This window comes from Pyxidicoccus trucidator (assembly GCF_010894435.1).
Taxonomy (GTDB): Bacteria; Myxococcota; Myxococcia; order Myxococcales; family Myxococcaceae; genus Myxococcus; species Myxococcus trucidator.
Map to the genome: position 1 here is coordinate 62,623 of NZ_JAAIXZ010000021.1, position 23,094 is coordinate 85,716.

16 protein-coding genes and 1 pseudogene are annotated in these 23,094 nt (G+C 69.5%); 7 read left to right on the top strand and 10 right to left on the bottom strand.

The genetic code is table 11. From position 1 onward, the window contains the following. Positions 1 to 31: 31 nt before the first annotated feature. Together G4D85_RS40015 and G4D85_RS40020 are read right to left on the bottom strand one after the other, a co-directional pair. Positions 32 to 2,140: an ATP-dependent helicase gene (locus G4D85_RS40015; protein ID WP_164019520.1), complete on the bottom strand. Its 2,109-nt coding sequence runs from the start codon at positions 2,138 to 2,140 to the stop codon at positions 32 to 34. 54 nt (positions 2,141 to 2,194) lie between these two features. Then, positions 2,195 to 3,889 carry a HEAT repeat domain-containing protein gene (locus tag G4D85_RS40020; protein WP_164019521.1) on the bottom strand — a complete coding sequence of 565 codons (1,695 nt, stop codon included), beginning with the start codon at positions 3,887 to 3,889 and terminating at the stop codon, positions 2,195 to 2,197. A 136-nt stretch (positions 3,890 to 4,025) separates the two neighbouring features. Between G4D85_RS40020 and G4D85_RS40025 the strand changes: the two genes are divergently transcribed. Beyond that, on the top strand, positions 4,026 to 4,904 hold the full coding sequence (locus tag G4D85_RS40025) for a CHAP domain-containing protein (RefSeq protein ID WP_164019522.1): 879 nt from the start codon (positions 4,026 to 4,028) through the stop codon (positions 4,902 to 4,904). Between the two features lie 94 nt (positions 4,905 to 4,998). On the opposite strand, the gene G4D85_RS40030 is transcribed toward G4D85_RS40025, so the two are convergent. The 5 genes and pseudogenes from G4D85_RS40030 to G4D85_RS40045 all read right to left on the bottom strand — a co-directional run bounded on the left by G4D85_RS40030 (position 4,999) and on the right by G4D85_RS40045 (position 10,303). Then, the gene (locus tag G4D85_RS40030) at positions 4,999 to 6,180 is read right to left on the bottom strand and encodes a glycosyltransferase family 2 protein (RefSeq protein ID WP_164019523.1); all 1,182 of its coding nucleotides are present in this window, start codon (positions 6,178 to 6,180) and stop codon (positions 4,999 to 5,001) included. Between the two features lie 168 nt (positions 6,181 to 6,348). Continuing rightward, entirely contained in the window at positions 6,349 to 8,199 is a 1,851-nt protein-coding gene (locus G4D85_RS40035; protein ID WP_240359783.1) for a hypothetical protein, read from the bottom strand. A gap of 297 nt (positions 8,200 to 8,496) precedes the next feature. Beyond that, positions 8,497 to 8,595: pseudogene (locus tag G4D85_RS50905) on the bottom strand (zinc-ribbon domain-containing protein); the annotation flags it as partial. Between the two features lie 9 nt (positions 8,596 to 8,604). Further along, positions 8,605 to 9,021 (bottom strand): ComEA family DNA-binding protein, encoded by a 417-nt coding sequence (locus tag G4D85_RS40040; protein ID WP_164019525.1) that lies wholly within the window; start codon positions 9,019 to 9,021, stop codon positions 8,605 to 8,607. 4 nt (positions 9,022 to 9,025) lie between these two features. Further along, on the bottom strand, positions 9,026 to 10,303 hold the full coding sequence (locus G4D85_RS40045; RefSeq protein ID WP_164019526.1) for an aspartate kinase: 1,278 nt from the start codon (positions 10,301 to 10,303) through the stop codon (positions 9,026 to 9,028). A 110-nt stretch (positions 10,304 to 10,413) separates the two neighbouring features. On the opposite strand from G4D85_RS40045, the gene hutH reads away from it, so the two are divergent. The 3 genes from hutH (at position 10,414) to G4D85_RS40060 (ending at position 13,619) form a co-directional block, all read left to right on the top strand. Next, positions 10,414 to 11,940 (top strand): histidine ammonia-lyase, encoded by a 1,527-nt coding sequence (gene hutH / locus G4D85_RS40050; RefSeq protein WP_164019527.1) that lies wholly within the window; start codon positions 10,414 to 10,416, stop codon positions 11,938 to 11,940. Positions 11,941 to 12,247: 307 nt separating this feature from the next. Continuing rightward, positions 12,248 to 12,862 carry a DUF6310 domain-containing protein gene (locus G4D85_RS40055; protein ID WP_338052939.1) on the top strand — a complete coding sequence of 205 codons (615 nt, stop codon included), beginning with the start codon at positions 12,248 to 12,250 and terminating at the stop codon, positions 12,860 to 12,862. 1 nt (position 12,863) lies between these two features. Next, the gene (locus tag G4D85_RS40060; RefSeq protein ID WP_164019529.1) at positions 12,864 to 13,619 is read left to right on the top strand and encodes a DUF5953 family protein; all 756 of its coding nucleotides are present in this window, start codon (positions 12,864 to 12,866) and stop codon (positions 13,617 to 13,619) included. Between the two features lies 1 nt (position 13,620). Here G4D85_RS40060 and G4D85_RS40065 read toward each other — a convergent pair whose 3' ends face one another. Further along, positions 13,621 to 14,109 (bottom strand): serine/threonine protein kinase, encoded by a 489-nt coding sequence (locus G4D85_RS40065; protein ID WP_164019530.1) that lies wholly within the window; start codon positions 14,107 to 14,109, stop codon positions 13,621 to 13,623. A gap of 11 nt (positions 14,110 to 14,120) precedes the next feature. After that, positions 14,121 to 15,068: a DUF2381 family protein gene (locus G4D85_RS40070; protein ID WP_164019531.1), complete on the bottom strand. Its 948-nt coding sequence runs from the start codon at positions 15,066 to 15,068 to the stop codon at positions 14,121 to 14,123. 497 nt (positions 15,069 to 15,565) lie between these two features. Here G4D85_RS40070 and G4D85_RS40075 point away from each other — a divergent pair, with 497 nt between their 5' ends. Both G4D85_RS40075 and G4D85_RS40080 read left to right on the top strand, forming a co-directional pair. Then, positions 15,566 to 17,989, top strand: coding sequence for a carboxypeptidase-like regulatory domain-containing protein (locus G4D85_RS40075; RefSeq protein ID WP_164019532.1), 2,424 nt, complete (start codon positions 15,566 to 15,568; stop codon positions 17,987 to 17,989). Positions 17,990 to 18,374: 385 nt separating this feature from the next. Next, positions 18,375 to 19,190, top strand: coding sequence for a hypothetical protein (locus tag G4D85_RS40080; RefSeq protein ID WP_164019533.1), 816 nt, complete (start codon positions 18,375 to 18,377; stop codon positions 19,188 to 19,190). 279 nt (positions 19,191 to 19,469) lie between these two features. Here G4D85_RS40080 and G4D85_RS40085 read toward each other — a convergent pair whose 3' ends face one another. Continuing rightward, positions 19,470 to 21,386 (bottom strand): glycoside hydrolase family 140 protein, encoded by a 1,917-nt coding sequence (locus G4D85_RS40085; RefSeq protein ID WP_164019534.1) that lies wholly within the window; start codon positions 21,384 to 21,386, stop codon positions 19,470 to 19,472. Positions 21,387 to 21,604: 218 nt separating this feature from the next. Between G4D85_RS40085 and G4D85_RS40090 the strand changes: the two genes are divergently transcribed. Continuing rightward, positions 21,605 to 22,684, top strand: coding sequence for a hypothetical protein (locus tag G4D85_RS40090; RefSeq protein ID WP_164019535.1), 1,080 nt, complete (start codon positions 21,605 to 21,607; stop codon positions 22,682 to 22,684). The last annotated feature ends 410 nt before the right edge of the window (positions 22,685 to 23,094 follow it).

Consider the following 23,094-nt stretch of genomic DNA (forward strand, 5'->3'; position numbering starts at 1 on the left):
GCGTGCGCGTGCGCGTTTCTGGGCGTCCGCCTCAGTCCCCCGGGTCCGGGTCGCCCGGCGGGGGCTCGGCCGCCCCCTCGGTGGGGACGACCGGAGTCTCCCCCCGGGGCAGGGCCAGCTCCAGCGCCTCGACGGAGGCCAGGACGAGCCGATCATAGGGCGCCTCCGCCCCCACCGGCAGCTCCTCGATGAACCGGGACACCCGCAGGAGGATGCGCTCCCCGTCCCGGGGCAGCACTGTCAGGGGGTACACCAGCGCCAGCTCGTCCCGGGCCCGCGTCATGGCCACGTAGAAAAGGCGGCGCTCCTCCTCTTCCTCCTCGGGCGACCGGGTGGCCAGCGACAGGGGGAAGCGGCCGTCGGCCAGCCAGAGGACGAAGACGGCCCGCCACTCCAGCCCCTTGGCCTGGTGCACGGTGGACAGCGTCAGGTACTCGTCCGGGGCGTCCGCCCCCAGGGCCTCCCCCGCGGCGAACTCCGCCACCAGGGCGATTTCGGACAGGAAGCGGGGCAGGTCCTCGAAGCGGCTGGCGAACTCCGCGAGCTGGCGGAGGTCCTCCTCCCGCAGCTCCTCCGCGGCGAACTCCGCCTTGAGGTACTCCGCGTACCCACCTGCCAGCACGTCTTCAATCAGCGCCCCGGGAGTGCGCAGCCCCTCCGGCCGGGTCAGTCGGAGCATCAGGTCCGAGAAGCGCTGGAACCCCTTCTGGCCCTTGCGCGGCACGTGCGCGCGGACGTCGCCATGGGCCAGCCCCTCCGCCAGGGGCGTGCCCTCCGGCAGCGCGCGCAGGGACGTCCACAGATGCTCCGTCGTCGCGGGGCCCACGCCGGGCACCCGCCGCACCACCCGCTTGAAGGCGAGCTCGTCCGCGGGGTTGTTCACCAGCCGGAGGTGGGCCAGCACGTCCTTGACGTGGGACTGCTCGAAGAAGCGCACCCCGGAGCGCACCCGGAAGGGGATGCCCCGGCGCGCCAGCTCCAGCTGCAGCTCCAGGGAGTGGCTGTGGGCGCGGTAGAGGACGGCCATGGCCTCCAGCGACAGGCCCTCGTCGCGCAGCTCGAGGACGCGCTGGGCCACGAAGGTGGCCTGCTCGGCGGCGTCCTTCGTGGGCACGACGACGGGCATGACGCCCGAGGGGCGCGCGGCGGTCAGCTCCTTGGGGAACTGCCGCTCGTTCCGGGAGATGGAGACGTTGGCCAGCCGGAGGATTTCGGGGGTGGAGCGGTAGTTGCGCGTGAGCGTGAAGACGGCGCAGCCGGGGTAGCGCTCGGGGAAGCCGATGATGTTGGTGAAGTCCGCGCCCCGGAAGCTGTAGATGGACTGGCAGTCGTCGCCCACCACCGTCAGGTCCTTGCGCTCCCCGGCGAGCAGGTCCACGAGGTCGCCCTGGAGCCGGTTGGTGTCCTGGTACTCGTCCACGAGGACGCAGCGGAAGCGCTCGGTGAGCTGGGCCCGGATGTCGGCGTGCTGGGTGAGCAGCCGCTTCAGGTGGAGCAGCAGATCATCGAAGTCCATCAGGTGCATCTGCGCCTTGCGCTGCTGGTAGCGCGCACCGGTGGCGAGCACCTCGGGGGCCAGCGGGAGGAACTGGGGGCGGCGGTCCACCAGCACCTGGGACACGGGCTGCTGGAGGTTGGTGGCCATGGACACCAGCTCCAGCACCAGCTCCGGGCGGGGGAAGCGCTTGTCGCTCTTGAGCTTGCGCTCGGCGATGCACGTCACCATGAGGTCGCGCGAGTCCTCGCGGTCCAGCACGGTGAAGTTGGGGGAGAAGCCCAGCGCGCCCGCATGCTGGCGCAGCAGCACGTGCGCGGCGTGGTGGAAGGTGCCGCCGAGGATGCGCTTCACGTCCGCGAAGGAGCCGGCCAGCTCCTCCACCCGCCGCGTCATCTCCCGGGCGGCCTTGTTGGTGAAGGTGAGCAGGAGGATGCCCTCCGGCGGCACGCCGCGCTCCAGCAGGCGGGCCACGCGGAAGGTGAGCGTGCGCGTCTTGCCCGAGCCCGCGCCGGCGATGACGAGCACCGGCCCCTCCCCCGCCTCCACCGCCGCGAGCTGCTCCTCGTTGAGGAGGGCGGCGTAGTCGATCCGCGACGACGGCTTCGCGGGGGCGACCTTGAGGGTGTACGAGCGAGTGGCCATGGGGCGGGGAACTCTAACCGCCCTGCCCTTCGCGGACACCCGGATCCGGGTGGATCAGGGCACGGGCTTCAGGGCGGTCAGCCGGGCCGACGCCGCCGCGCGGACCTGGGGGGATGGATCCCGCTCCCTCGCCAGCTCGAGCAGCAGTCGCGAAACCTGCTGGGGCAGCTTCGTCCCCACCGCCTCCAGCGCCGCGGTGCGCTCCTTCACCGCGCCGTCCAGCCGCTCACGCACGCCCTGGTCGGCGCAGGTGCGGACACCGGGTGACTGCTCGCGCAGGAGCAGCTCCGCGTCCGCCAGCCGGGCCTCGGACAGCCGCTTCGCCTCGGCCGCCCTGCGGTCGAACTCGGCCAGGTCCTCGGCGAACTCGGAACTGGCCGCGCGGGCGCGGGCGATGGACTCCGCCGCGAAGCGCGCGTTGACGGCCGCCGCGCAGAGCTGCCGCGCGGTCCCCAGGGGCATGCGGCCCTCGGACGTGACGGGCTCCTCGTTCGCCACCTCCAGTGCCCAGAGCGCGAGCTGCCGCGCCGCCACCGCCGAGGAGAAGTGCTGGCCGCGCTGCTCGCGAATCTGCACCCAGCGGCGCAGCACCACCGGATCCGGCGCGCCTCCGTCCACGGCGCGCTGGTACTCCGTGGACGCCTGGGCGAGCCGACCGGACAGGTCCAGCAGCACCGCCACCGTGAGGTACAGCTCCGAGCTCGTCGCCCGCTCGCGCAGCGTCTCCAGGCGAGAGGCCACCTCGTACTCCGCCACCGGGCGCGGCAGCGCCGAGAGCACCGTGCGCAGGGACTCCAGCGCGTGCTGGCGGATCAGCGGGTTGCGGGCGGCGCGCAGCGCGTTCAGCAGTGGATCCAACGCGCGCACGGAGACGTGCTGCCCCAGCTCCTCCGCCGCCTGCCAGCGGTCCAGCGCGTCCGGCGCCACCAGCGCGCGCTTCAGGTCTTCCAAGTCGCGCAGGTAGTGGCCCACATGCGAGGCCTGGACGAGCGGCTCGGGGCGGGCCAGGGCGGCGCGCTCGGCGCGGGTCTGGGCCAGGCGTGCTGGGAAGCCCGTCAGCTTCGGCCCCAGCGGGTGCGCCTTCACTCGCGCCTCGGCCTCGTCCACCAGCCCGGAGACGAGCAGCCCCTCCACCTCCAGCTCCAGCAGCAGGGCGCGCGCCTCCTCGCGGTGGGCGCCGGCCGGGAAGTCCTTGAGGTACGCGAAGAGCTTCATCGCGCCCGACGCCTTCGCCTGCGCGAAGGCCTGGCCGTCCAGCCGCGACTCCACCTCCTGGCGGCGCGGATCATCCGGTGCGGCCTTCAGGTAGTCGGCCAGCTTCGTCGGGTCCTCGGTGTTCGCCAGTTCGCGAGACTCGGCCTCGGACAGCAGGCGCTTCGCCTCGTCGCGCTGGGAGCCGTCCGGGTGCTCCTGGAGGAACTGGCGCCAGGCGGCCACGGTGTCGGCCTCCTTCGCGGCGTTGAAGCGCAGGCCCTCCAGCAGCGTCTTCGCGGTGCGCGAGGGCGCCTCGTCCGGGTACGCCTCCAAATAGCGCTTGTAGGCAATCACCGTGTGCAGCCGCTTGGCGTCCTCGAACTCCAGCTCCGCCAGCCGCGCCTGGGCGGCGTCGGTGTCCGGGTGCGTGGGATTCTCCCGGAGGAACGCCCGGTACGCCTCCACGGTGTCGGTGCTCGCGGCGCGCGTGTAGGGCGAGGAGATGCAGCCGGTGGCCAGCAGCAGGACGGCGAGGGCTCGACGAAGGGGGGCCATTCACCCCCAGCAATACCGCACCCGCGCTCCCCCGGAAACCCGAGCCCTGACGGCCGGTTGCCTGGGTAGGTTTTTTGACGACACACGAACTCCGGCCGAGCATGGCTGCCTCATGCCGCTACAGGGAGGTCGCTCCATGAGGTCGGTTGCGCTGATCGGAACCCTCGCGGTGCTGGCGACGGGGTGTGCCACCTCGGGCGCGCCCCTGGAGCCCTGGCTGGACTCCTACAGCCTGCGCTACCGCTCCGCCTCTCCGCCCGCCTTCCCGCGCGAAGCGCTCTCCAGCCCGGTGGTCGCCACGAAGAAGGCGCGGACGCCTCCGAGGACCGAAGTGTCCTCGCGAGAGGACCGGGCCGGTGCCCAGGCGAAGCCGGTGGCCTCCCGCGCGCCCAAGAAGCCCTCCGTCACCCGCGCCACGACGTCCACGCGCCCCACCCCGCAGTCCACCAACCCACGCGAGACGGTGCTCGCCACGGCGCGCGCGCTGGTGGGCAAGCAGCAGGTGACGCTCAACGGGCGCAAGTATCCCTCCGACTGCACCGGCCTCATCGAGGGCGTCTATGCCCAGGCCGGCGTCACCTTCAAGGGGACGCTCAAGCCCGGCGACAACGGCGTCACCGCGCTCTACCGCCACGCCCGCGCGAAGGGCCGCGTCTTCACGGAGGGCCGGCCCGTGCCCGGCGACCTCGTGTTCTTCCGCGAGACGTACGACCAGAACCGGGACGGCCGGCGCAACGATGGACTCACCCACGTGGGCATCGTCGACGACGTGGCCGCGGATGGCACCGTCACCGTCATCCACCGCGTGCGCCGGGGCGTCGTGCGCTACCGGATGAACCTCGACCGCCCCCACCTGCCGAGAGATCCGAAGACGGGCCAGGCGCTCAACGACTTTCTGCGCCACCCCGGCCCCAACCGCGAGCCCGTGCTCACCGGCCAGCTCTTCTCCTCGTATGGCAGCGTGCTGCCCTCGGCCCCGGTCAAGACGAAGCCGGTGCCGGTGGCGCTTCGCTGAGCCCACCCGCACCGGCTGTTTGTTCGCGGGCCCCTGCCCCTGAGTCCTCCCGAGGCCCGACACCGGGCCCCGGGGGAGGCCCCCCGTCGTCACCTCAGGCGCGAGCGGTGCGGTCCCACGCGGCGCGCTGCGTGTTGCGCAGGAAGCGCCAGAAGCCCACGACGATGGCCAGGTTCATCGTGACGAAGTAGTAGGCCACCGAGGCCACCCGCTTCGACGTGCCCCGCTTCAGCACGCCCGTCTTCCCCAAGTAGGCCAGCGCGTAGAACAGCGCCTGCCCGAAGAGGGTGAAGCGGTAGAACATGCTGTCGAGCAGGAACACGTTGGCCAGCAGCGCCAGGCCCATCAGCGCGGGCGCGCACCAGCGCAGCAGCTTGTGGGACCAGAAGGCGAACGCGGGGAAGCCAGCGGTCGGCAGCAGCAGGCCCGGCACCATGCGGAGGCTCTGGAAGTTGCCGGCGGCGATGCGCGCCCGGCGGCCGAACTCCTTGCCGTAGTCCTCCGTCGTCTCCTCGTGAGCAACCGCCTGCTCCTCGTAGACGACCTTGTAGCCCTTCTCCAGGATGCGCAGCGGAATCACGAAGTCGTCGACGATGGTGGACGGCGGCAGCTCCGTGAACAGCGTGCGGCGGATGGCGTAGAGCCCTCCGTTGGCGCCCACCACCGCGCCGCGCCGCCCCTCGTACATCTTGATGAGGGACTCGTAGCTCCAGTACGCGCTCTCCTCGTAGTCCTGCTTCGTCGGATTGTAGAGCTTGAGCTTCCCGCAGACGGCGCCCACCTCCGGGTCATCGAAGTGGCGCACGAGCCGTTCAATGGCCTCCGGTTCGATCATCGTGTTCGCGTCCGAGAGGACCACGATGTCGCCCCTGGCCATGGGAATGCAGCGGTTGAGCACCGTCGTCTTGCCCGCGCGTGGCGCGGGGGACAGGCGAACCCGCTCATCCGAGCAGTTGCGAACGATGTCATCCGTGCCGTCAGAGGAGCCGTCCGAGCCGATCAGCACCTCGAACTTCTCCGCCGGGTACTTCAGCGCGAGGCTGTTCTCCAGCTTCTGCTGGATGCAGGACACCTCGTTGTACGCCGCGACCACCAGGCTGACCGAGCTCTTCGGCCCGGCCGCACGCGCCTCCTGCCGGCGCACCCCACTGCCCCTCATCGCCCGGATGTTCTGGGCCACCTGCGCCGCCCCATCCAGCACGAACAGGCACAACGGGTAGAGAAAGTACGTGTGCACGAGCAGCAGCGCGGCACACCAGAAGAAGACCTCCGCCATCGACCATGCCTCCCAGTACCCAGTCCTCGAACCTGCATGAGGGCTAAGCAAGACCTGCGCCAGACTCTGGTGTCGGGCGCCGCCCGCGGAAACTCGGACTGGCGATGGATCAGCGCGTGAAGGACTGGACTTTCTCCAGTCCGGGAGCGCCGGGAGACGGTCGTCGTTTCAGGGCCTGGCGGGGGCGTTGAGCGAGGCCAGCAGCTTGCTCGCCAGCTGGTGATTGGGGTTGAGGGCCAGCGTGTCGTCCAGCAGCGAGTGGGCCGTGTCCTGCTGATTCAGGCGCAGGGCCAGCCGGGCGCCCAGGACATAGGCGCGCAGCAGCGTGCGGTCTTCCTGGCGCAGCGCGGCCAGCTCCTTGGCAACCCCCATCAGCGAGTCCGGAGGCGAGCCGGAGCTGAGCGCGTACTCGGCCCGTGCCAGCGTGCTCCACGTGCCAGGCGAGCCCTCCGCGTTGCGCAGGCGCTCGGCCAGGGCCAGTGCATCCGGTGCCACCGTCACGCCGGCATGGAGGGCGCGGGCCTTCAGCCGGGCCAACAGCGCCGGGGCGGGCTCCACTTCGGGCGCCGCGGAGAGGACGGCGAGCTGCTTGTCCAGCTCCTGGCGCAGGGAGTCCACCTCGCTCCGGATGGGGGCCAGCTCCTTGGCAACCTCCCCCAGCGCCTTGTCCAGCGAGGCGACTTGCAGCTGCCGCTCCGCCGCATCGCCAATGTCCCGGGTCGCGTCCCTCTTCCGGTTCAGCCTCTCCGCGCGGACGCGGAGCTGCTCGAGCTCGGCCTGGAGGTCGGACATCCGCAGCGACAGGGCCACCGCGAGCTCGGCCTGGGCCTCGGTGTACTTGGGGTGTGCGGCGTTCAGCGTGCGCAGGCGCTGGATGGCCTGCTCGCGCGAGGCCAGGTCATCGCGACGAAGCAGCGCCGCCGCCCGGTCCTTGTCCTCCACCGCCGCCGCCGGCATGTCCGAGTCGCGGTCGCGCCAGGCCGGGTAGGCCAGCACGGCTGTCAGCACGAGCCCCGCCACCACGACGAGCGGCAGCAGGCGTTCCCGGCCCGCCGCCGGGCGCGCGGATTCGAACCGCTCGCCGCTGGACGCGGTGCGGCTCGCGGCCAGCAACTCCGGAGGCAGCTCCACCGGTACGCGGCGCAGGGGGCTCCCCGTCCCGGAGACCGGCTCGGCGGCCCCGGGCCCCTTTGAGGCCGGGCCGAAGGACAGCAACGTCTCGGAGCCCACGGGCGCGGGGGACTCGGGAGGCAGCCGGATGCCGACGTCCTGTCCTGGCGCCGGGAGTGCCGCGCCAAAGAGGGCCGTGCGGACGATGCCAGGGTCCTGTGTGGCCGAGGCAGGAGGCAGCTCGGCGGAGACCGCGCCGTAGGACTGCGTCGACCCCACGCGGGCCTGGCTGTCGGGGGGCGGCGTGGCGGGCACGGCGCCAAAGGCCTGCGTCGCGCCATGGGCCGGAGAGGTCCTCGGCGGGAAGATGCCGGACGACGACCGAGACGGGGCGCCGGGCTCCTGGGAGGGCACTGGCGGCACGCCGATGACCCGCTCCGAGCCGACGGGCGCTGGCACGGCGCCGAACGTCTGGGTCCTCCCGAGCTGCGAGGGTGCGTCATGCGCGGGCACGGCGCCAAAGGCCTGGGTATGGCCCTGCGATGCCGGGGTTCGCGGAGCCACGGCACCAAAGGTCTGAGTCGTGTTGCCCGGGGCGATGGAGCCCTGCGCAGGCACCGCGCCAAACGTCTGCGTGGCATTGCCGGGCGAGGTCGGGCCCTGTGCCGGCACCGCGCCGAACGTCTGCGTGGCATTTCCGGGCGAAGGCGAACCCTGTGCCGGCACCGCACCAAACGTCTGCGTCGCATTGCCGGGAACCGTGGCCCCCTGCGCCGGCACCGCGCCAAACGTCTGCGTCGCATTGCCGGGAACCGTGGCCCCCTGCGCCGGCACCGCGCCAAACGTCTGCGTCGCATTGCCGGGAACCGTGGCCCCCTGCGCCGGCACCGCGCCAAACGTCCGGGTCACCCCGACAGGAGCGACCGAGGGCGGCGGGGGTACCGCCGGACCAGACCGCTCACCTGCCCCCACGGGGGGCACGGCCCCGAAAGCCTGCGTCGTGTTCGGGATGGGCGTGGGCGCAGTCCCATCCGTGTCCGGCTTGGGATGAGGCCCCGAGCCGAACAACTGCGTCGACATCATGGGCGAGCGCCCCGCGCCGAAGATCTGCGTGGAGCTCGTGACCGCGGGCGCCCCCCCCTGCCCCGTTACCGCCGGAGCGGGCTTCGGAGGCGGGGGCTGCCCATTGGGAGAAGCCATGAACACATGGCCGCACCGCGTGCACTGGACCGACGCGCCTCCCGGAGGGAGCAGGCGGGGGTCGAGGACGTACTGCATCGAGCACTGGGGACAGGAGAGCTGCACACACCGTGCTTACCACACGGGCCCAGCGTCGGAAGCAGCTCCCAGCGACGTGGCCGCCTGGAGGGTCTGCAACTTGGCAGCACCGACGCCGGAGACGGCGTCCACCTCGTCCCAGCTCGCGAACCGCCCGGTGGCCTCGCGGGCCTCGACGAGGCGCCGGGCCAGGGCAGGTCCCACGCCCGGCAGGAGGGCAAGCTCCTCCGCCGTGGCGGTGTTCAGGTCCAACCGCCGGCCGAGCGACAGGGCCTGCGCACCCGAGGGCGCGAGCCCATCGCCACAGATGGCCACGCCATCCGCGCGGATCCGCACCGCCTCCGGCGCGCAGTCCAGCGCCGGGGCGGAGTCGGGCCATTGCAAGCGGGCCACGGCGCCCAGCCCCATCAACCCCAGCGCGACGGCGGCGAGCGCGGCGGTGCGGCCCGCCACGGACTCAGACCTTCTCGCCCATGAGGGCGGCCGTCTCGGAGACGGTGGCCACGCCCTCGGGAGGCAGCGGCTGATCCAGCCCGAACGCGGTGTGCAGCGCGCGCACGGCCAGCTCCGTGTACTTGGCGTGGATCACACACGACACCTTGATCTCCGACGTGGAGATCATCTGGATGTTGATGCCCTCCGAGGACAGCGCCTGGAACATGCGCGCCGCCACGCCCGAGTGGTTGCGCATGCCCACGCCGACGATGGACACCTTCGCGACGTTGTCGTCCGTCTCGATGCCCGCGGCCTGGATGTCCTGGGCGACGCCCTTCACCACGTCTTGCGCCTTGGCGAAGTCCGTCTTGCCCACCGTGAAGGTCAGGTCCGTCCGGCCATCCCGCGCCGGGTTCTGGACGATGAGGTCCACCACGATGTGCTTCTCGTCGAGCGCTCCGAAGATCTTCGCCGCCGCGCCCGGCACATCCGGAACTCCGCACACGGTGATCTTCGCCTCGTTGCGGTCGTAGGCGACTCCTCGGACCAGCACGTCCTCCATGGACTTGTCCTCCTCACACACGAGTGTGCCGGGGTCATCGGTGAAGGACGACTTCACCCAGAGCGGCACCTTGTACTTCATGGCGAATTCGACGGAGCGGATCTGCAGCACCTTGGCCCCCACGCTGGCCAGCTCGAGCATCTCCTCGTAGGTGATGCGGTCCAGCTTGCGCGCGGCGGGGACCATGTTGGGGTCGGTGGTGTAGACGCCGTCCACGTCCGTATAGATTTCGCAGGCATCCGCCTGCAGCGCCGCAGCCACCGCCACCGCAGTGGTATCCGAGCCGCCCCGGCCCAGCGTGGTGACGCTGCCCTCCTCGTCCACGCCCTGGAAGCCGGCCACCACGACGATGTGGCCCTTGTCCAGGGCGGCGCGGATGGGCTGCGCGTCGATGCTCTTGATGCGGGCCTTCGAGAAGGTGCTGTCGGTGACGATGCGGACCTGGTGGCCGAGGAAGCTGGTCGCCTTGCCCTGCTGGGCCTGGATGGCCAGGGCCACGAGGCCGATGGACACCTGTTCCCCGGTGGCGACGATGACGTCCTGCTCGCGCTCGTCGGGCCGATCGGTGATCTGCGCCACGAGTTTCAACAGGCGGTTGGTCTCTCCGGACATGGCGGAGACGACGACCACCACGTCATGGCCCGCCTCCTGGGCTGCCAGGCAGCGGAGGGCCACGTTCTTGATGCGGTCGACGCTTCCCACCGAGGTACCGCCATACTTCTGGACGATCAATGCCACGGCGCCTGCGACCTCCCTGTGGAGACGGGCGGAGCTATACGAGCAGCGCTCCCGGGTGTAAAGCGCCCGCAGCCGGCATTCTGGCGTTTACGCACCCCATTGGAGCCCCAATGTCTCGCGCCCGTATCCTCATCGACGGTGACACCCTCAAGCTGGAGCAGATCCTCCAGGTGGCCCGCAACGAGGTCACCGTGGAGCTCGCCCCCGAGGCGGCCACCCGTGTCCGCGCCTCGCGCGCCCTGGTCGACCGGGTCGCCGCCGGGGACACGCCCTCCTATGGCATCAACACGGGCTTCGGCACCCTGGCCGAGGTCCGCATCGACAAGAAGGACCTGCGCGACCTCCAGCGCAACCTCATCCTCTCGCACGCGTGCGGCGTGGGCACCCCCCTGCCCCTCCCGGAGGCCCGGGCGCTGCTGCTCCTGCGGTGCAACGTGCTGGCCAAGGGCTACTCGGGCATCCGCCCGGAGACGCTGACGCTGGCGCTGGACATGCTGAACCGGGACGTGGTGCCGGTGGTCCCCGAGCGGGGCAGCGTGGGCGCCTCGGGGGACCTGGCGCCGCTGGCGCACCTGGCGCTGGTGTTCATCGGCGAGGGCGAGGCGTTCCACCAGGGCCAGCGGCTGCCGGCGCGTCAGGCGCTGGAGCGGGCCGGCCTGCAGCCGGTGGTGCTGGAGGCCAAGGAGGGCCTCGCGCTGGTGAACGGCACGCAGGCCATGTGCGCGGTGGGCACCCTGCTCCAGCTCCGCGCGGAGTCGCTGGCGGAGCTCGCCGACGTGGCGGGCGCCATGACGCTGGAGGGCCTGCTGGGCAGCCACAAGCCCTTCATCCCGGAGATCCACGACGTGCGCGCCCACCCGGGCCAGAAGCAGTGCGCGGCGCACCTGCGCGAGATTCTGGTGGGCAGCGAGCTGGTGGAGACGCACGTCAACTGCAGCAAGGTGCAGGACCCCTACTCGCTGCGCTGCATGCCGCAGGTGCACGGCGCGGCGCGCGAGGGCCTGTCCTTCGCCCGGCGCATCCTCGAGGTGGAGGTGAACAGCGCGACGGACAACCCGCTGGTGTTCACGGAGACGGAGCGGATTGTCTCGGGCGGCAACTTCCACGGGCAGCCCATCTCCCTGGCGATGGACGTGGTGGCCATGGCGCTGACGCAGCTGTCGTCCATCAGCGAGCGGCGCGTGGAGCAGTTGGTGAACCCGTCGTTGTCGGGGCTGCCGGCGTTCCTGGCGAAGAACTCGGGGCTGAACTCGGGCTTCATGATTGCCCAGGTGACGAGCGCGGCGCTGGTGGCCGAGTCCCGCGTGCTGAGCCACCCGGCGTCGGTGGACTCGATTCCGTCATCCGCGGGCCGCGAGGACCACGTGTCCATGGGCATGACGGCGGCGCTCAAGGGCAGACAGGTGAGTGACTTCACCCGCTCGTGTCTGGCCATTGAAGTGCTGTGCGCGGCGCAGGCGCTGGACTTCCGCCTGCCGGTGAAGCCCGGCAAGGGCGCGCTGGCGGCGTACGAGCTGGTGCGCAGCAAGGTGCCGCACATGGACCGGGATCGTGAGCTGCACAAGGACATCGAGGCGGTGAGCCAGCTCATCGACTCGGGCGCGCTGCTCGCGGCGGTGCGCTCCGCGACGGCCTGAGGTGTCCATGCTTCACCGAACCTGCATCGCACTCCTGCTGCTTCTCTCGGCCTGCGCAACGACTGAGCCCAGCCCGAAAGAGCCAGCGAGCCGAAACCCGAGGGTCGCAAACCTCCAGCGGGCGGCAGAGCTGCCTTGGAGGGACGGGGGGCGGTGCGTCGTTCGTGAGGCTTCCCAGCCCTGGCCCGTGCTCGCGGAGCGCTGCTTTCACGCCCTCGACCATGACAGGGTCCGGCTCAACGACCGGACGGGAAGGTGCGCTGTTGCTTCAACGGACGCGGCGGCTCTTGGAATCGGCCTGTGCGTCTTGGCTGCTCCCGAGATCGTTGTGGGTGCGGTGATAGTCATTGGCGTGGTGGTGGTGGGAGTCGCCATCAAGGAAGCGCTGGATGCGTATGAACTGAGAGGGAGTAGCTCGGAGGATGTAGAGCCCGCGCCCCAAACGAAGCCCGTCCCGCAGGAGCCCTCCGCGAATCGAAAGCCCAAGCCGGAGCCCTCAGGGCAGGATTGGTTCCCCCCGGTGCCGACCGAGCCACTAGAGCGAGAGCGCCGCCCGGAGTGCAAGCCTCAACGGGCAAATCACCGTGGCGGCAATGACCCGCACAACAATTGTGCCGACAAGATTCCGAACAACAGTTTCCCCGGGTGGGATGTGTTCGTGAATGGGAAGAACTTCGACGCGCTGCAACTGGCCAGGCGCACGCTCTGGGAGGTCAAGACCGACAACTTCGACACGTACAGTGACTTTCTCCGAGGTCAGGTGATCAAAGATCAGGTGCTGAAGATGCGGATTGAGCGTGCCCTCGCTCTGGCCTGCGGATTTGGCTTCCGGGTCGGTGTACGCAGCGAAGCGCATAAGGAAGCGCTGGAAGATGCGGCCCCGGATCTCAAGGGCCTTATCGTCGTCATGGACTGGTGTTGAGATGGCAGCCAGGCGAAAGATGACCCTCATCGTCTACGCCCCTGCGCTCGTGGGCGACGACAGCCGCCCTGTGGCCGTGGTTCATGGGATGGAGCGTGCGTTCCCTGGCCTGCGCCTGGATTGGAGGGTCGCCGAAGACGGGCGCCCCATCGCATTGCCGCAGCGCGACGCGTGGCTCGCAGAAGGGACCAAGGACGGGAGCTTCCCTCTCGTGTGCAACGGTGACGAGAGCTACCCGGTGATGATTTCCGGGTGGGAACTGCCAGCGGGCAGTTCGCCAGGTGGTCAGGCACAACTTGAGGTCCATGCGCAGCTGCCACCGGACGCAGGCGGGCGCGCGGCGGTGGCGGATGTGCTGGAGGCCGTGGCGGAAAGCGCACGCGCGTACTGGGGGCATGCCACGCCGTTCAGGGCAAGCGTGGACATCGCGCGCCAGACGAGGAACCGGCCAGATGACCTGGAGCCCCCTCCCCGAGGCCTGCCGGTGATCAAGTCCCCTGGTGCCATGCGCTCGCCTGAAACTCCGCATCGGCTGGGTTGGCTGAACTACTGGTCGGCAGCCGCCGCACAGGCCATCGGGTTCCCGGACCCCGCCCGCGACGCGGACCTTCTGTCTCGGGCGCGGCGCACGACGACGGGCGGGTGGGTTGTGCAGCTCACGGACGCGCCGCTCGACCTCGACAACCCCGACCACCTCGACACGCTCAAGCGGGCCTATGATCGCTTCCCGGAGATAGGCGGACGCTCCACCCCTTGAGTCACCGGAACGCATCGACGATGAACGCGGCTGCGACAGAGCCGTCGAGGATCGCGGTTCCAGGCTTGGACTCGGGCAGCTTCCTCATCTGGTCATAGCCGAGCCGCGCCACCGCGCAGATGGGAACTTTTTCCCCGTTCGATGACTGCGCCTCGTAGTACCGGATGACGACCTGCGGGCCGCTCGTCCAGACCTGCCCGTACAAGCGGCTCGTCGCACCGAGCGGGCCGAACTCCTCCCTCATGACACTCTCAATCGGCCCGTCGTAGAGCGTGACGCGCCGGCTCTCGGCTTGGTTCGCGTCGAGATCCACCAACACGCTGTCCCCAACGCGCAGCCCCATGTATCGAATCGCCTTCTTTGATTCTTCCGGGCACTCCTGCGGACCTGGACTACCGTCGGGGCGCAACGCCACGCCACTCCCTGTGCAGCCGGGCGACGTAGCGAGCAGGACGATAGAGCTGAACAGGAGGGCTTGGGGGGTCGGCATGAACGGCATTTCTACTTCTGAACGAGGGTGCGTTCCAACTTCACGAACACTTGGAGGAGGCCGTCTCCTCGGAAGATCTGGAGCGCGAGATCAGTGAGTTGCCCGTCGTCCGTCAGGAAGGCGCTCTTGTCCGCTACGACCGCGATTCGACCCGTCTGCCCCGGAACGATCGTGGCTCGGTCCATGCGAAGCGCGAAGGGTCGAGCCGTGTAGTGGGTGAAGTCACGGGTCAGGTAGGCACCGTCAAACTCCCAGGGCCCACCGTAGGAGGTGTTCTTCAATGTGATGAGCGCTGCCGCTTTGCCGGGGCCTCCGAAGACTTCGACGACCATGTCCATGTCCTCATTCTTCGGCCGGTAAACGAACCTGCGGCGAAAGGGGGTTTTCTTCCGCTGTCCGTTTACGAGGAGCGTCGCGTAGGCGTGATCGACGGAGTTTTCTTCCTTGCGGTAGCGCTCATTCTCGTCAGTGAGAGTGTCATTCTTCTTGAGCGCGTCCATCAGCGCCGCGTGCGTGGACGCATGACTTTCCCGGTCTTTGAACACGTCGACCTGTTGGTCGAGAATCGGCGGCCACCCTCCGTCCTTCTTGCTCCATGGTGGCTTTACGAGGAACGGGATTTCGGTCCCATCAGCCAGCGTCACGACCAGGGGAATTCCTTCGTCCCTGTTGAGGTCGTGGATGGGCTCAAGGATCACCTTGTTCCGAACCACCGCCAGCGGTTCGAGTCGGCCCTCCCAACCAATCATCTTCGTCTTGATCGCGTCTACAAGCTGCTCGAACCGCAATGTCGTGACGACCTGCCCCTTGACGTAGATGGAGTGGGTGCCCTCGTTCGGGTGCTCGGAGAGCATGATGGGGCGCACGGTGCGCTTGTCGCGCTCATCGCTGGCCTGAGCGGCTGACGAAGCCACAAAGACAGCAATCAGGCCATACCCGAAAAGTGGGAGAGTACGCATGGTCTGGCCAACCTACCAAGGTGGGTGCGAGCGCAGCAACCCTCGCGCGCCTCGCCTGTAGGGCGCCGATCATCGCTTTGTTTGGGCGGCCCAAGAATCGCCGGGCCCAACGCGGCAGCCCCATGCGTAGGAATCCGCCAGCCGCACACCGCGAGGCGCTCTGGGAGCGTAGGCGGAAGACTGGAATGCATGTTTCCCCAGGTGGCCCTCCAGCGTGGTTGGAGGCGGTACACGGGGGGCCGGCGTGGGAGGGGGCGGGATGACGAACCCGAGGGCAATCAAAGCAATAGCGGTAACAGCGCGTCCTGCTTGGGGTTTGCTATCGCCCTGCCGACGGGTTCAAGTCCCGTACTCCAAAGAGGGGCGCATGCTCACGAGTGGCGCGGAGGGCTCTCCGCGAAGCTCCGCCTGCGCTGACCTGGTTCATGATGGTTTCATGCGCGAGTCATGAGAGATCCTGGAGGTGAGCCGTCGCGCGCGAATGCCAGGCTCGCCGCATGCCCTCTTTGCGAGATGCGCTGAAGCTCTTCGTGCTGTCGTGGGTCCTCGTGCTGTCGTGGGTCGCATGCGCCCATGTGTCTCCTGCCGCGTCGACCCCGGAGCCGCAGGGCCCCGAGCCCGTGCCGAAGCCGCGTGAGGCGTACGCCTGCACCACCGAAGTGGCTTCGGCCACGGTGCTCCTGCGCGTGGTGGACGTGCGGGGACAGCCCATCCCGGGGGCTCGGGTCGCACCGGGTCCCCCTGTGGCTTGGGAGGAGCCACGCTTCTTGGAAGACGGGCCGGTGACGGACGCGAGGGGGGAGGCGCGCCTCGCGCTGCGTCCGGGCCCAGAACTGTCGGCCTTCATCGACGTCATGGCGGAGGGCTACCTGCTCATGCGTGCTTCGTTGAAACTGGCTCCGGGCGAGCAGCGACGGATGGACGTGAAGCTGCGGAAGCCCGTCGCGATTTCAGGCCGGGTCCTGGATGCTCGCGGACGGCCACTGCCGGGCGCGAGGGTGAGGAGCTCGAGGGGCTACAGCGAGAACGCCTCCGCCGAGAGCGATGCCGAAGGACGCTTCACCGTGACGGGGATTCCCGAGGGAGGGGGCACGTTGAGTGTCATTCTCGGTGAACAGGCTCTTTCACAGACGCGGGTCGTCGCTCCCCAGCGGGACGTCGAGCTGCGAGGGGCCTCCTCGGCGCTGGGCGTGCAGGTCCTCGACCCGCGGGGGCAGCCGCTGCCGGGCGTCCTCGTGAGCCTCCAGGATGCCTCCACGACTGTCGTGCTCTCGTCCCTGATGAAGACCGACGTAGAGGGACGGGTCGAGCAGGCCGTGCTTCCTGTGACGCGCATTCGCGCCACCGTCTTCTGGAATCGCGAGTGCTTCGGGTGGCAGACCTCCGGTGAGGTCTCTCTCGTCGCCGGGCAGCGCCACTCCCTGGTGCTTTCGTTCAAGGGGCTCAGTCTCCGTCCGCCGCTTACCGGCAGGGTCGTGGATACGGCAGGACGCCCGATCGCCGGAGCCAACGTGATGGCCACGCCACTCGCGCATCCCGACCCGGGCAGCGTGAGAGGTTTGCTCTGGTCGCGGGCGCAGCTCGAGGGGAGCGAGACGCGCAGCGACGCCCAGGGGCGCTTCACGCTGAAGGACCTGCGAGCGGGCGCGGTGCGCGTCAGGGCCTGGCATCGGGACGAGCTGTTCCAGGAGCTGCCACCCATGAAGGTGGCTCCCGGACAGGACGAAGTCACCGTGGTCCTGGAGCGCTGGCGCTCGGTCGAGGGGCGGGTGGTGGACCCGGAGGGAAGGCCTGTTCCCTCCTTCTCCGTGAATCACCGCTACTTCAGCGCCACCTCGGGGCAATTCCAGGATGTGCTCGTTCCCGAAGGCCGGTCGACCCTGGCGTTCTGGGCGGAAGGGTTCGCGACGGAGCTCCGCGTCGTCGAGATCTCGGCGGGGAAGCGGGGCCGGATTCGCGAGCCCATCGTCCTGCAGCGCGGGCGCATGGTGAGCGGACGCGTCGTGAAGGAGGACGGCTGCACGCCCATCGCCGGTGCCGTCGTCTCTCTCGACCACGCCGACGCGCCAAGGAGCGGCGTGAGAGACTTCGTGTCGACGTGGACGGATGTGGACGGGCGCTTCCAGCTCGGTTCGCTGAAGAAGGAGCCGCTGTTCCTCCGGGTCGCCAAGCGGGAGGCCTCGTTCTTCTTCCGTGCCCCCATTCCCCTCCTGCGCGTGCCCGTGGGGGCCGCCGAGGATGCGCTGACGGTGCGCTTCACTCCCGAGGTGAACCTCGTCGGTGTGGTGAAGGACAACCAGGGGCGTCCCCTGGGCGAGGCGAGGCTGGACGTGGACTGCGCGCCGTCTCCCATTCAAGTCGACGCCGCGGGGCGCTTCGTGGTGCATGGGTTGGAGGGCGGCCAGCAGTGCTCCCTCCAGGTCGTCACGAAAGACGAGGCCGGGGCTCCGCTGCATTTCTTCTCTCCCCGCCAGGTGGTGCTTCCCGCGCGCGGCACCTTGCGAGTGGAGCTGTCCGCGCGCAGGGGTCCGGCCTCCCTGGCGGTCCAGGTGCCCAGGAGGGCCGTGTGGCTTGGGCTCCTGGAGGGAGAAGTCCCCACGCCGGGGACGTGGAAGCAGTACCTGGAGCTACGAGGCGTCCTTCGCACCGACCCCTGCGAGGACTGCAGGGAGCGCCAACTGCGCGACGGCTCCGGTGCATACACGTTCAGCCAGCTTCCGCTCGGCCGATACACGCTGCTGGTAGGAGAGATGCGGTCCGGGCTCGACGGGATGGCGTTCGTTCGCGTACCCGTGAAGCTCACCGCGGCCGGGCAGACGCGGGTGGAGGTCTCCGCCACCGAGCCGCGACACGTCCTCGATGCGCCCCGTGGCCCGCTGACTCCGCCCGCGCCGCTCCCGGGCAATGGCTGCGGTACTTGAGGACGCTGGCGGGGACGCTGGATGTGAACCTTCCGAGACCACCCCCATGCCTGGGGTGACGACCTTCCCCGTCTTCGCGTCGAAGAGACGGGCGGCCTTGACGGGGCGTGCGCGCGAGCCGGACCGTGGGAGCATTGCTGCCCCAAGCGCGCGGACGTCACTGTCACGTCACGGTCGTGCGCACGCTCCGCAGCCAGTAGCGGCGAACGCTACATCTCGTCCGAATTCGTAACAAAACAGGCTACACCCGTGCGGTCGAGAGTTCCTCTCTACGCAGCGCGTAGTGCCTGATGCAGGGCGTCGCGCCATTGGCGCGACCGGTGCAGGGCGCGCGACCGTCTTCCAATGGTGGAAGCCATCTGTCACCGATGACATGAGGTGCCGAATGCATCACAACTGGACACGGCGGTTCTTCGCGACCGCATTCCTGACCCTCGCGGGTTGCCAGGGCGAGGTGCCCGCTGACGGCAGCGAGTCTTCCCTGGATGCCCAGCCGTCGCAGGTGGAGTCGGGGTGCACCGAGTATTTCAAGGGCATCGAGACCTGCGCCCTGGGCTCGGCGACGGTCGACCGAGGCGTCACGGGCCTCGAGGTCGGCGGGCTCAAGGACTCGAAGTCGGACGGCATCTCCAGCACGTTCGAGGACGCCTCGGGCTGGTCTCACGAGGCCGTGGTGGATGAGCTCGACTCCCTCACGCTGACGGCTCTCGACGGCGACAAGGTCCTCAGCACCCTCGAGCTCACCACGAACTCGGTGTCGGCTGCCGCCCGCGGCGCCGGCGGTATGGGGTTCCAGACGGGCCTCGTCGTGAACTACGACAGCCCATGGGCGCAGTACCAGATCGACTCGTACACCGCGGCCGGTCTCGACTTCTCGGTGCAGAGCTCGGGCTACGTGCCCCTCTACATCCGGTGGAACTGGCCGGGCAACGGGCTGTACTGGCGCCCCACCTACCGCCCGGTCTTCTACGGGGCTCGCAAGGCGAACTCGGCTGACTCCATTGACGGCGCTGTGTGGGGCATTGCCGCCGGGAAGGGTGAGGCCTTCGTGCTGGTGGTGGATGGCAAGGAAGTGGAGTCCACCTACGTCGAGATCACCGTCAAGGGTGCCGCGTCGCCGTACAGCAAGTTCACTGGCATGGCCGTGAAGGGCAGCGCCAAGAGCATCACGGTCGCCTCCGAGTCCGTCGGTCGGAAGTAGTCGCTGAGATGAACCCCGGGCCGGCTCCGCTGAATCCCCGAAGCGGAGCCGCGCCTGATGGCAGGAGCGCGAGGAGGAGGGTGGCTTCGAGCCCGCCAACTCCGTCCGCATCGCGGCCTGCGAGTAGCGCGCCCGCTTCGCCTGAGACTGGATTTATTCGAATTCATTCTGTGCTGGTATGGGCCCGGCTTAGGAAGCCGGTCCCTCCGCCCGCTGGATCCGCCAGGCACCGGTAGCCCCCGCCCTCCCGGACACCGAGGAGGGCCGGAGCGCATTCCGTCAGTGGTGGTAGACCTCGATGCCCGACAGGTTCGCGGTGCCGCCCGAGGTGACCACGTTCAGCGCGCCATCCGTGACGGACACCCCCCACGGCCCCAGCCGCTTCCACTGTCCGGGGGCGCCGCTCACGTAGTCGTCCTGGACGAGGACGCCCTCGGCGCGGATGTCGAACGTCTTCGTCGCGTTGTCCTCCCAGACGTACAGGTACACGTCATAGGTGCCGGAGGGCATCGCGCCCATCGTCACCGCCGCGCTGGTGCTGTAGATGCACGAGCGAATCATCTGCGCGCGGGCCGCGTCCGTGGCGGGTACCAGCGGGATGCTCTGGTCCTCGAAGCGCGTGCCGGAGGTGGTGACGTTGGCCGCGCCGCTGCTGGCCTCCCAGCTCCGCCCGTCGATGGTGAGCGCCGGCCCGCCCAGGTTGATGGCGCGGTACAGCGAGCCCGGCGGCGGCGTGGTGCCAGCGCGCTCCACCACGAGCACCGCGTCCGAGTAGCCCGAGGGCCACGTGAGCGCCCGCGTCCCCGTCCCGGCGAAGGTGCCAATGGGCGTCTTCGCGCCGCCCACGCCCGGGTTCCACCAGGACAGGGTGACGCTGCTCGAGCCCAGGGCCGCGAGGTTGACGACGAGGTCCGAGCGCGTCGTCGGCAGGTACGCGAGCCCGAAGGAGCCATCGCTCGCCGTGGCGGACACGCCGAAGTCCAGCCCGCCGTTGGTGGTGGAGCTGCCGTAGCCGGTGGACAGCAGCTTCACGGTGTTGCCGCTGCGGTGGTCCGGCCGAAGCAGGTGCGTCCGGTAGCCGTTGAGGAACGTGTGGAGCCGCTGGATGTCCGTGGCGGAGGCCGCCCCCAGGCCCGGCTTCCAGGCCGAGTCCATATCCCAGACATTCTCATGGCCATAGGCGAAGCCCACGGCGCCGCTGAGATAGGACCACCACGCCTGCGCGCGCAGCCGGCGACGGTCGAGGATGGGCGTGCCCGTGCGCGCGTCGTAGTACGCCTCCGGCATCACCACCGGCCGCACCGGGGTGCGGTTGTAGTCGGTGAGCACGTTGCTGTGCGTATTCTCCGCCGAGTAGGCGAAGTGCACGGTGTGCCACGCCTGGCTGGCGAAGTACGTCGCGGACGAGGTCCGCCGCTTCGCGTGGTACGACATCAGGTGACGCACGGCCTCGTTGGCGCGGATGGCGTTGGCCATCGCGTTGGTGGCCTCTACGCGGTCGCTCGTGTCCATTCCCGCTGGCACGGCCGCGGCGTCACCCACGGGGTTGTTGTCGCCGCCCAGAATCCAGAAGAGGTGCGGCTTGCCACCGAAGCGCTGGCCCAGGAAGGTGCCGTAGGCGGTGGCCGCGCTGGTCGTCATGTACGGGCGCCAGTCCCGGCCGCCATAGCCGTACCAGGACACCGCCGCCCCCACCTGGATGCCGCGCCTGCCGGCCTCGTCGATGACCCACTCCACATGGTCCCAGTAGTCGTAGCCGCTGGTGTCCGTGGGGTCCGTCGTCGCCACCGGGGAGATGGCCGGCGACGCAGGGTTGCGCCCGTTGAAGGGCTCGTCGCCGTAGAAGTTCTTCGTCCACTGGCTCAGCATCGGCAGCAGCATCACCTGCACGGTGTTGAAGCCCTTCGCCTGGCGGTCATCGAAGTACGCCTTCACGTCCGCCTGGCTCAGCTTGGACGGCAGCGCCCACGGCGTGTCCGCGACGTACCGGAAGGGCGCCCCCGTGGCGGTGACGAGCAAGCGCTGGTCCGCGCTCGCCTTGATGGGGTAGTCCGCCAGCGTCAGCGGTGCCGCTGCGACGGAGGCCTCCTCGCCTCCCGCCGCTGTCTCCTCCAGGTCATCTCCACCACACGCGCCCAGCCCCACGAGGGCCACGGCGCCAAGCCACGCCTGCCAGCACTGCTTCGATGAAGTCACGGTAGGTGTTCCTTTCCGGGAAGGCATGAGAGCGTATGGGATATCCAGAAGGAACTCGCGCGGGGCCGACTCCTGCATCTGGTGCCGCGCTGGCGGGCCGCGCCCCTGCCCATGTATCTGCTCCATCCGCATGCGCGGCTCCACCCGGCGAGGCTGTCCGCCATGAGCACTTTCAACCGAGCACACGTCGCGCGGGGTCGCGTAAGGTGGCGGGTTCCATGATCTCCATTCGCTCCATCGCGCTCTCCTGCATCGTCGTCATTGGCTTCGTGGCTGCTTGCGGCGACTCCACTCCCCCTCCCGTCGACCCCCCCGACGCGTCCGTGCCGTTGAAGTGCGACCCTGGCCTCACGCTGTGCGTCGAAGCCTGCGTGAACACCGAGAGCGACCCCGCTCACTGCGGGGGTTGCGGCAATGCCTGCGCGACCGGCGAGGCCTGTATGGGCAGCGCGTGCATCGCGGTCTGTCAGATTGACGGCCAGCAGGTCACCGACGGGACGGTGAACGCGGCGAATGCGTGCGAGCAGTGCCTGACGACGACTTCGACGACCCAGTGGACGCCGCGCGCGGACGGCACGTCGTGCAGCGCGGGACAGGTCTGCTCGGCCGGAGCGTGCAGCGCGAAGTGCTTCATTGGCGGTGAACTCTTCGCCGAGGGTACGCCGAACCCGGCGAACCCCTGCGAGGTGTGCGTGCCGACGACGTCGACGGCCCAGTGGACGCCGCGCGCGAGCGTTCCGCTGCTGGTCGGCGGCACCGACATCGCGGCGCAAGGCTGGACGACAGTCACTCAGGCGCCGAACACGCTCACCTACGGCGCGGACCACGTCCGCCTCGCGACGTCGACGAACGGAGGCGGACGGACGAGCGGGCAGTTGCTCATCACGCGGGCGAACGCGTTCGACACGACGAAGCCGTTCAAGCTCCAGGTGACGATGCAGGTTGAGTCGGTGAACAACCACAACTCACTCGACAGCGGCGCGGCCATCCTGGGGAGCTTCACCCCGCCGTTCGGCAATTCCACGGATCGTTCGCAGATGCTCTACCTCGACAGCGCGGCGCTTGGCTGGGCGGACGACACGCAGTCCGCGGCGTTCCCGACGACCGACGGCGCGTACCATGTCTACGAGCTCGCGGTGGATGCGGCGAAGGTGGCGACGGTGAGCGTTGACGGCGTCGCGAAGCTCACGCGAAGCAATTTCACGGTGACCGGCACCATCGCCATCGGCGACCAGACCAACGACCCGAACGTCGACGGAGCGGTGCGGATCAAGTCGGTCGAGCGGCTCTGCCCCTGAGCCCGGGACGGACGCAAGCGAATGGAGGCAGCGTTCGCTGAGCAGCGTCACCGAGGGCCGTTGCTCCTTCGAGGATGAAGACAGATATGCACACCGGAGGCACACGCCCTGGCTTCCGGTGAAATCGAGCGGCCCGCCCGGAGGGGCGCTCCCCTGGGGCTCATCCGGGGTGCGGCCAGACGCCCTCGGACGGGGTCTCCGCGAGAGAGGCTGGCGCGGAAGGAACCTTCGTTCCACGCTCCAAGGGGTGACCACCGCTGAGGCTGAGAACCGGGCTTCCGCGCCGCTCCCCCTGAACGGAATGCGTCGGAATGGCCTAGTCCTGCGGCCGGATGGAGTCTGCAGGGCGAGCTGGCTGTGCACTGGGGCCTGACGAGCTGCTTCCCCAGCGCAGCAACCGTCGTCCGCCC

Excerpts from the sequence above, each read along its gene's own strand:
- G4D85_RS40015 (WP_164019520.1), bottom strand. The coding sequence starts at position 2,140 with ATGGCCACTCGCTCGTACACCCTCAAGGTCGCCCCCGCGAAGCCGTCG.
- G4D85_RS40075 (WP_164019532.1), top strand. The coding sequence starts at position 15,566 with ATGCCCTCTTTGCGAGATGCGCTGAAGCTCTTCGTGCTGTCGTGGGTC.
- G4D85_RS40025 (WP_164019522.1), top strand. The coding sequence starts at position 4,026 with ATGAGGTCGGTTGCGCTGATCGGAACCCTCGCGGTGCTGGCGACGGGG.
- G4D85_RS40060 (WP_164019529.1), top strand. The coding sequence starts at position 12,864 with ATGGCAGCCAGGCGAAAGATGACCCTCATCGTCTACGCCCCTGCGCTC.
- G4D85_RS40080 (WP_164019533.1), top strand. The coding sequence starts at position 18,375 with ATGCATCACAACTGGACACGGCGGTTCTTCGCGACCGCATTCCTGACC.
- G4D85_RS40070 (WP_164019531.1), bottom strand. The coding sequence starts at position 15,068 with ATGCGTACTCTCCCACTTTTCGGGTATGGCCTGATTGCTGTCTTTGTG.
- G4D85_RS40090 (WP_164019535.1), top strand. The coding sequence starts at position 21,605 with ATGATCTCCATTCGCTCCATCGCGCTCTCCTGCATCGTCGTCATTGGC.
- G4D85_RS40020 (WP_164019521.1), bottom strand. The coding sequence starts at position 3,889 with ATGGCCCCCCTTCGTCGAGCCCTCGCCGTCCTGCTGCTGGCCACCGGC.
- G4D85_RS40065 (WP_164019530.1), bottom strand. The coding sequence starts at position 14,109 with ATGCCGACCCCCCAAGCCCTCCTGTTCAGCTCTATCGTCCTGCTCGCT.
- G4D85_RS40030 (WP_164019523.1), bottom strand. The coding sequence starts at position 6,180 with ATGGCGGAGGTCTTCTTCTGGTGTGCCGCGCTGCTGCTCGTGCACACG.
- hutH (WP_164019527.1), top strand. The coding sequence starts at position 10,414 with ATGTCTCGCGCCCGTATCCTCATCGACGGTGACACCCTCAAGCTGGAG.